This is a genomic window from Mesorhizobium sp. M1A.F.Ca.IN.022.07.1.1 (assembly GCF_003997575.1).
Classification (GTDB): domain Bacteria; phylum Pseudomonadota; class Alphaproteobacteria; order Rhizobiales; family Rhizobiaceae; genus Mesorhizobium.
The window spans coordinates 1-8383 of sequence record NZ_RZST01000277.1 but is presented as its reverse complement, the minus strand read 5'-3'; the positions used below and the strand labels follow the sequence as shown (position 1 = coordinate 8383).

Annotated in this window: 5 protein-coding genes; 1 reads left to right on the top strand and 4 read right to left on the bottom strand. The window is 62.4% G+C overall.

Annotated features, from left to right (window positions below; translation table 11 throughout):
- Both EOA75_RS24615 and EOA75_RS24610 read right to left on the bottom strand, forming a co-directional pair.
- On the bottom strand, nucleotides 1-3481 hold a 3481-nt coding region (locus tag EOA75_RS24615; RefSeq protein WP_127325378.1), incomplete at its 3' end, for a nitrate reductase subunit alpha.
- A 14-nt stretch (nucleotides 3482-3495) separates the two neighbouring features.
- Complete coding sequence (locus tag EOA75_RS24610) at nucleotides 3496-6234, bottom strand: MFS transporter (protein ID WP_127325377.1); 2739 nt, start codon at nucleotides 6232-6234, stop codon at nucleotides 3496-3498.
- Nucleotides 6235-6410: 176 nt separating this feature from the next.
- On the opposite strand from EOA75_RS24610, the gene EOA75_RS24605 reads away from it, so the two are divergent.
- On the top strand, nucleotides 6411-7124 hold the full coding sequence (locus EOA75_RS24605; RefSeq protein WP_127325376.1) for a helix-turn-helix domain-containing protein: 714 nt from the start codon (nucleotides 6411-6413) through the stop codon (nucleotides 7122-7124).
- A gap of 498 nt (nucleotides 7125-7622) precedes the next feature.
- Here EOA75_RS24605 and EOA75_RS24595 read toward each other — a convergent pair whose 3' ends face one another.
- Together EOA75_RS24595 and EOA75_RS24590 are read right to left on the bottom strand one after the other, a co-directional pair.
- Nucleotides 7623-8123: a DUF2249 domain-containing protein gene (locus EOA75_RS24595; RefSeq protein ID WP_164747537.1), complete on the bottom strand. Its 501-nt coding sequence runs from the start codon at nucleotides 8121-8123 to the stop codon at nucleotides 7623-7625.
- Nucleotides 8123-8383, bottom strand: a 261-nt coding sequence (locus EOA75_RS24590; RefSeq protein ID WP_348628678.1) for a flavoprotein, incomplete at its 5' end; no start/stop codon positions are given. The genes EOA75_RS24595 and EOA75_RS24590, both read right to left, overlap by 1 nt.

Here is an 8383-nt window from a genome sequence, read left to right as displayed (position 1 = left end):
ACATCAGCATCATGCCCTGCTTGACGCGCTGGGAGACGACGGCGCGGGCCGTAAGCGCTCCATTGGCGTTGAAGACCTCGACCCAGTCGTTGTCCACGATGTCCGCGGCTTTGGCGTCGGTCTCGGAAATCCACACCACCGGACCGCCGCGATTGAGCGTCAGCATCAAGAGATTGTCGCTGTAGGTGGAATGGATGCCCCATTTCTGATGCGGCGTGATGAAGTTGAGGACGATCTCTTTGTTGCCGTTGGACCTCACTCCCTTGACGGCGGAGATCGTCTTCAGGTCGACCGGCGGCTTCCAGGTGATGAAGCCTTCGCCGAAGGCCCGCATCCACAGATGATCCTGATAAAGCTGCTGGCGTCCGGTCAGCGTGCGCCACGGGATCAGTTCGTGGACGTTCGTGTAGCCGGCATTGTAGCAGACCTTCTCACTTTCGATGCCGGACCAGGTGGGAGAGGAGATGATCTTGCGCGGCTGGGCCTGAACGTCGCGGAAGCGGATCTTCTCGTCTTCCTTGGGGATGGCGAGGTGCGCGTGATGGCGGCCGGTTGCCTTCGAGAGCTCCTCCCAGGCCTTGACCGCGACTTCGCCATTGGTTTCCGGCGCGAGCATCAGGATGACTTCGGTCGCGTCGATGTCCGTCTCAATCTTCGGCAGCCCCTTGGCGGCGCCCGCGGCGTGGACGCCGTTGAGCGCGCCCAGCGCCTCGACTTCATGCGCCGTCTTCCAGTTGATGCCCTTGCCACCGTTGCCGACCTCGGTCATGAGCGGGCCGAGCGCGGTAAAGCGGGCATAGAGGTTCGGATAATCGCGGGTGACGACCGTCACGGCCGGCATGGTCTTGCCCGGGATCGGGTCGATCTCGCCGCGCTTCCAGTCGGCGACATCAAAGGGCTGGGCGATCTCCCCGGGTGTGTCGTGCTGGATGGGGGTAAGGACGACGTCCTTCTCCACGCCCAGCACCTCGGGTGCGACCTCGGAAAAGGCTTTGGCAAGGCCCTTGTAGATATCCCAGTCCGAGCGCGCCTCCCAGGCCGGGTCCACCGCTGCAGACAGCGGATGGATGAAGGGATGCATGTCGGAGGTGTTGAGATCGTTCTTCTCATACCAGGTCGCTGTCGGCAGCACGATGTCGGAGTAAACGCAGGTCGTCGACATGCGGAAGTCGAGCGTGACCAGCACGTCGAGCTTTCCCTGCGGCGCCTCGTCATGCCAGACGACCTCCTTGTTGCGCACCTTGCCTTCGGCGCCGAGATCCTTGCCCATGACGCCGTGCTTGGTGCCGAGCAGGTGCTTCAGGAAGTATTCGTGCCCCTTGCCTGAGGAGCCCAAGATGTTGGAGCGCCACACGAACATGTTGCGCGGCCAGTTGGCCGGATCGTCCGGATCCTCGCATGCGAGGTCGAGTTCGCCCGATTTCAGTGCCCCTGCCACATAGTCCTTCACCTCGAGGCCGGCCGCCGAGGCGCGCTTGGCTATGTCGAGCGGATTCTGCTTCAACTGCGGTGCGGAAGGCAGCCAGCCCATGCGCTCGGCGCGGACGTTGTAGTCGATGAAGCTCTGGTTCCAGTCTCCCTCGGGCGCGGTCGGCGACAGGATCTCGGCCGCCGTCAGGGTCTCGTATCGCCATTGATCCGTGTGCGCATAGAAGAACGAGGTCGAATTCTGATGGCGCGGCGGGCGCGCCCAGTCGAGCGCGAAAGCGAGCGGCGTCCAGCCTGTCTGCGGGCGCAGCTTTTCCTGGCCGACATAGTGCGACCAGCCGCCGCCCGACTGGCCGACGGCGCCGCAGAACACCAGGAGGTTGATGATCCCCCGGTAATTCATGTCCATGTGGTACCAGTGATTGAGACCGGCGCCCAGGATCACCATAGAGCGCCCGTTGGTCTTTTCAGCATTAGTGGCGAACTCGCGCGCCACGGTGACGATGGCGTCGCGCTTCACTCCAGTGATGCGCTCAGCCCAGGCGGGTGTGAACGGCACGTCGTCATCGTAAGAAGAGGCGACATTGGCGCCGCCGAAGCCGCGGTCGAGGCCGTAATTGGCCATGAGCAGGTCGTAGACCGTTGCCACCTTCACCGCCCCGTCGATGGTCTTGATCGTGCGGACCGGGATATTGCGGGTCAGGACCTCGCCATGCTCGGTGGCTACGAAATGCTCCGTTGCCCGGCCTCCGAAATAGGGGAAGTCGACAGCCGCAATGTCAGCTCCATCGCCGGCGAGGGAGAGCTTCAACCGAACGTCCCGCCCCTTGCCATCCTTTTCCTCGAGATTCCACTTTCCTTGCTCGCCCCAGCGGTAGCCGGCCGACCCGAGTGGCGCGACTAACGCATCCGTTGCCTCGTCGATGGCGACCGTCTTCCATTGCGGGTTGTTCTTTTCACCGAGGGCTCCCCTGATCTCGGAAGCGCGCAGCAGGCGCTCCGGGACGAGCCTGCCGTCGCGCTCGGCGAGCCGCACCAGGAAGGGCATGTCGGTGTAGCGCCGGGCATAGTGGTCGAAATATGCGACGCTGCGGTCGAGGTGGTATTCGCGCAGGATGACGTGGCCCATGGCGAGCGCCAGCGCGGCGTCGGTTCCCTGCTTCGGATTGAGCCAGATGTCGGCGAACTTCGTTGCCTCGGCATAATCCGGCGAGACGACCGCGCTCTTGGTGCCCTTGTAGCGCACCTCGGTGTAGAAATGCGCGTCCGGGGTACGCGTCTGCGGCACGTTCGAGCCCCACACGATGATGAAGCCGGCATTGTACCAGTCGGCGCTCTCCGGCACGTCGGTCTGCTCGCCCCAGGTCTGCGGGCTCGCCGGCGGCAGGTCGCAATACCAGTCGTAGAACGACATGCACACGCCGCCGAGCAGCGAAAGATAACGCGAGCCGGCGGCATAGGAGACCATCGACATGGCGGGGATCGGCGAGAAGCCGATGATGCGGTCGGGGCCATGCTTGCGCGCGGTGTAGGCATTGGCGGCTGCAACGATCTCGTTCACCTCGTCCCAGGTGGCGCGCACGAAGCCGCCATGGCCGCGGATCGAGATGTAGGACTGGCGCTTGCTTTCATCCTCGACGATCGAGGCCCAGGCCGCGACGGGCGGCATCTTGGCGCGGGCGGCCCGCCACAGCTTCAACAGCCGACCGCGGATCATCGGGTATTTCACCCTGGCGCCGGAATAGAGGTACCAGCTGTAGGAGGCGCCGCGTGCGCAGCCGCGAGGCTCGTGGTTGGGCAGATCGGGCCGCGTGCGCGGATAGTCGGTCTGCTGCGTCTCCCAAGTGACTATGCCGCCCTTGACGTAGATCTTCCACGAGCAGGAGCCGGTGCAATTCACACCATGGGTGGAGCGCACGATCTTGTCGTGCTGCCAGCGTTTGCGGTAGCCGTCTTCCCAGGAGCGATCCTCGTTGGTCACGATCCCGTGGCCGTCGGAGAAGCTGTCGACGGTCTTGCGAAAGAAGGTTAGCCGGTCGAGAAAATGCGACATTGCTTGGTCCCTGGTTATTCGGCAGCGGCCGGACGGACGGGCGCGCCGCGCTTGGCGCGCTCGATATCGTGGAGAAGGCCGCCCTTGCGGGTATAGACACCCCAGGTGATGGCAAGGCAGCTCACGTAGAAGAAAAGGAAGCCCCACAAAGCGGCATTCGGCGCGCCCGTGAGGGCGATAGAAGTGCCATAGCCCTTCGGAATGAAGAACGCCCCGAAAGCCGCGATCGCAGAGGTAAAGCCGGTGATGGCGGCGGCCTCCTTCTCCGCCTGCTTGCGACGCGCTTCGGCATCGGCGGCAGGCATTAGGCGCTCGATCTCCTTGGCCATGATCACCGGGATCATCTGGAAAGTGGAGGCATTGCCTACACCGGTGGCGAAGAACAGCAGCAGGAAGGCAACGAAAAAGCCCGCGAACGCACCCGGCTGATCTTTGATGCCGATGAACCACAAGACACCGGCGACCCCGACGATCATCAGCACGAAGGCCCAGAAGGTGACGCGCGCGCCTCCATATTTATCGGCAAGCCAACCGGTCCCCGACCGCGAGAGAGCGCCAACGAGGGGTCCGAGGAAGGCGAACTGGAGCGCGTTGACGTCCGGAAACAGCATCTTCGTGAGCAGCGGGAAGCCGGCCGAATAGCCGATGAACGATCCGAACGTGCCCGTGTAAAGCCAGCACATGATCCAGTTGTGCCGACGCTGGAAGATCACGGCCTGCTCGCTGAAGGATGCCTTGGCCGAAGCGATGTCGTTCATGCCGAACCAGGCGGCAAAGGCCGAGAGGGCGATAAAAGGCACGAAGACGAAGCCGGCATTCTGCAGCCAGAGCGGCGCATCGCCGGTCGCTCCCTTGACCATGACCGGATCGCCTCCGAGCCAGCCGAAGATCCCGGTGGTGATCGCCAGCGGCACTACAAACTGGACGACGCTGACGCCGAGATTGCCAAGGCCGGCGTTGAGCGCAAGCGCATTTCCCTTCTCCGCCTTCGGGAAGAAGAAGGAGATGTTGGCCATGGACGAGGCGAAGTTGCCGCCACCGAAGCCGCAAAGCAGTGCCAGGATCAACAGCACGACATAGGGCGTGTCGGGGTTTTGCACCGCATAGCCGATGCCTACCGCTGGTATGATGAGCGACCAGGTTGTAAGCGTCGTCCAGAGCCGGCCGCCGAAGATCGGCACCATAAAGGAATAAAAGATGCGCAGCGTCGCTCCGGAGAGTCCGGGCAGAGCGGCGAGCCAGAAGAGTTGGTCGGTGGTGAAGGTGAAGCCGACGAGCGGAAGCTTGGCGACGACGACTGACCATACCTGCCAGATGGCAAACGAAAGCAGTAGCGCCGGTATCGACAGCCACAGATTGCGCTTCGCGATGCGGAGGCCGGTTTCAGCCCAGAAGGTCCTATCCTCCGGACGCCAGTCGGCGATAGCACCGCCCGTCCGGGCCTTTACCACAGGCGTGGGCATGTCCTGCATTTCGGGGAAGGGCGGGAGCTTGGCCAGGGCCTCGCCAACGGTGCCGCGTTCCATCTGGCGGATGGCCATGTGCATCCATAGCAGCGCTCCGGAAACCAGCGCGAAGAGCGCCATGAAGCAGCTTGTCCAAAGACCTGTCAGGTCAAGCAGCAAACCGAACAGGATCGGCAGCACGAAACCGCCGAGGCCGCCGATCATGCCGACGAGCCCACCCACTGATCCGACATGATCGGGATAGTAGACGGGGATATGCTTGTAGACGGCAGCCTTGCCGAGGGCCATGAAGAAGCCCAGCACGAAGATCGTGATAATGAAGCCGAAAAGGCCCATCTCAATGTGGAAGGAGGTCGTGCCGTTGATGCCGTGGACGACGTAGTCGGTTGGTGGATAGGAAAGGACGAAGGTCGCCGCGACCGAGACCAGGAAAGTCCAGTAGAGCACGCGTCGCGCGCCGAAGCTGTCCGAGAGGTGCCCGCCATAGGCGCGAAACAGGCTCGCCGGGACCGAGAAGAAGGCGGCAATCATGCCGGCCGTCTTGATATCGAGGCCGTAGACGTTGATGAGATATTGCGGCAGCCAGAGCGCGAGTGCGACAAAGGCGCCGAACACGAAGAAATAATATAGCGCGAAACGCCAGATCTGCACGTTCTTCAGAGGCTCGAGTTCGAGCCAGGCGCTTTTCGGCTTGATGCCGGACCGCCGACGCTCGACGACGACCGGATCGTCGTCAGTCGTGAACCAAAAGATGACGGCCATGACCACCAAGGCCGCTGCCCAGACCTCAGCCACGGCCTGCCATCCGAAGGCGACCAGCACGAACGGGGCGAGGAACTTGGTGACTGCAGCGCCGACATTGCCCGCGCCAAAGATGCCCAGCGCCGTACCTTGCTTTTCCGGCGGGTACCAGCGCGACACGTAGGCGACACCGACTGAAAAGGAGCCGCCGGCGATGCCGACACCGAGGGCAGCCGCCAACATCTGCGGATAGGTGTGAGCATAGGTCAGCAGGAAAGTGGCGGCCGCGGCCGCCAGCATATTCAAAGTAAAGACGATCCGGCCGCCATAGCGGTCGGTCCAGATGCCAAGCGCAACCCTGAGCAGGGAACCCGTCAGGATCGGCGTGCCGACAAGAAGGCCGAACTGGGTCTCGTTGAGGCCGAGCTCCTGGCGGATGCGAATGCCGATGATGGAGAAAATGGTCCAGACTGCGAAGCAGACCGTAAATGCGGCGGTGCTCGCGCCAAGGATTTGACCGGACTTCGGATACATCGTGCTTTGCATCGTCGATAGCCCCTTCGACAGTTTGGCCAAAAGAGCGGACTAGGTGTCCACAAAAGCCAAAATGACCAAACGGGTCCGGGCGGCATTGATCCAAATCAAGGCTCACCGTGACTTTTGTCACAAATGATCCAGAGGGCGATGGGGGATTCCGATCGGAGAAACGATTGCTCCATAGAATGACAGATCAGGAAGTGGCACCGGAAGCCTTGCCACTGTTTCGAGCGCTGCCCGCCTCCAAGCGGACGGAACTGCTACGAAACGCCATGGTGCACAGCGTGCCCTCAGGCACAGTTTTGTTCGACCAAGGCGAAGTGCCTAACTTTCAACTGATCGTGCTGGCGGGGTCGGCCCAGTTGTTTGGGCGATCGGTCCAAGGCCGTGAAGTCTTGATCGAGGGTGTCAGAGCCCCGGACCTCGTCATCCCTGCCGCCGTCCTGACCGGCGCGCCTTATCTCATGCAGGCCCGAGTGCCCGAGCCTTCGCGGTTCTTGTTGATTCATGCGGCAGCGTTTCGCGCGGCGGTGGAAGCAGAGCCGTTGCTGGCACATGCGGCGATCGGAAGCCTCGCCGCTCAATTTCGACGCATGGTCCGGCAGATCAAGAACCTCAAGCTGAGGAGCTCGACCGAGCGCGTTGGATGCTATCTCCTGGCCCTGTCGAAGCGGCAGGGCACGCCGGACCGAGCCGTTCTGCCGTTCGAGAAGACGCTCATCGCCTCCGAGCTCGGCATAACCCGCGAGTCCTTTTCGCGTGCACTGTCGAGCCTGGGAAAGTCAGGCATCAGGGTCGATGGCCAGACGATCGAAATTCTCGATGCGGCCCGCCTCGCCGCCGTATGCGCCCCCGACCCGCTCATCGACGGGGCGGATATCGAGGGCTTTCTGATCTGACTGGTCGTTTCCAAGGAATGCGGAATTTGCGACAGCGCCTTGCTTCGCGTCCATTGGATGGAGGCACAAGGAAGGACAAGCGCCTGCGCAATAGGTTCGAGGATCGAATTGCTGTTTGATCCAGCACAAACATCCTCGAGAAGCATCGGCCATCTTGGGGATTGTTCTCGAAGCAGCCTGATCCCAATGGCTTCCGATTCCCGGCGCGGGACGTTCGTAGAGGCCACCTCGGCACGGGTCGGCTGCGCGCGACCGCAGGTGAGGCAGATTGCAACGGGCGAAGAAGACATGAAACATGACCTTCCCGAAAATAGCGCCGGAGAAATGGCGAACGCCGTCGCCCGGCTGTCAGGACTGATCAAAGAGACGCAATTGGACTGCGAGTGTCGTTCTAAGCTGGACGAGACGCTGTCTCGGTTCGCCACGTTGGAGATAGGACCGGCGGCTCGCGAGCACCTCACCAAGGCCCGTTATCAACGCGCGCATATCGAGACCATTCTATTGTTCCTGCAGGATCTCGACGAGATCGGAGAGGCCGAACGGGACCGCGGCGTTTACCTGGACTTCGCCCTTCTCTTTGACGACATAGCGACGATCGCAAGGGACGGTGCGCTCTCGATGCGGCAACTCGGCCAATTCGCCGCGCTCACCGCGGTTGGGCGCTAGCGTCCTGAATCCGCCCCGCTCAATTGGCAGGAGAACCGCGTCCTCGAACGGTCGGGGCGGTTCCCTTCTGCCAATTTCGATCAGCCATTCGCGCGGCCCAAGTTCGAGACAAACCCACGTGAAGTCGCCAGCGAGGAACGCCTCGAACTGACGCTTCAGGCTGTCTGGATCGAAATCCAGCACGACCGAGAATGCCTGACCGGGCTTGAGGCTGTCGAATATCGACATGATGGCCGACTGCTTCTTGGCCGGATGAAGCCGCCTCATGTCATATGGCTCGGCCTTCCGCTCCTGAAGATTCGTCCGGGCTTTTCCTCCCATCGAGCGCTCCATCAGAATGATCGACGGATTGCGGCGTTGTCTTCGCCCCATCTCGTCAACCTGTCGCCAGGGTCCACGCCCGCCCAGTTGACGAGCCGTGCCGCCATCTCGGCGACCATCGCCTCGACCGAGGTCGGCTTGACGTAGAATGGCGGCACCGGCGGCGCGATGATCGCTCCCATTCGTGTCAATCTCAGCGTCGCATCCAGATGCCCTTCATGCAGAGGCGCCTGACGCGGCACGACCACCAACCGGCGCCTCTCCTTCAGGAC

Coding starts and splice junctions, on each gene's coding strand:
- EOA75_RS24610 (WP_127325377.1), bottom strand. CDS start 6,234: ATGCAAAGCACGATGTATCCGAAGTCCGGTCAAATCCTTGGCGCGAGC.
- EOA75_RS24605 (WP_127325376.1), top strand. CDS start 6,411: ATGACAGATCAGGAAGTGGCACCGGAAGCCTTGCCACTGTTTCGAGCG.
- EOA75_RS24595 (WP_164747537.1), bottom strand. CDS start 8,123: ATGGAGCGCTCGATGGGAGGAAAAGCCCGGACGAATCTTCAGGAGCGG.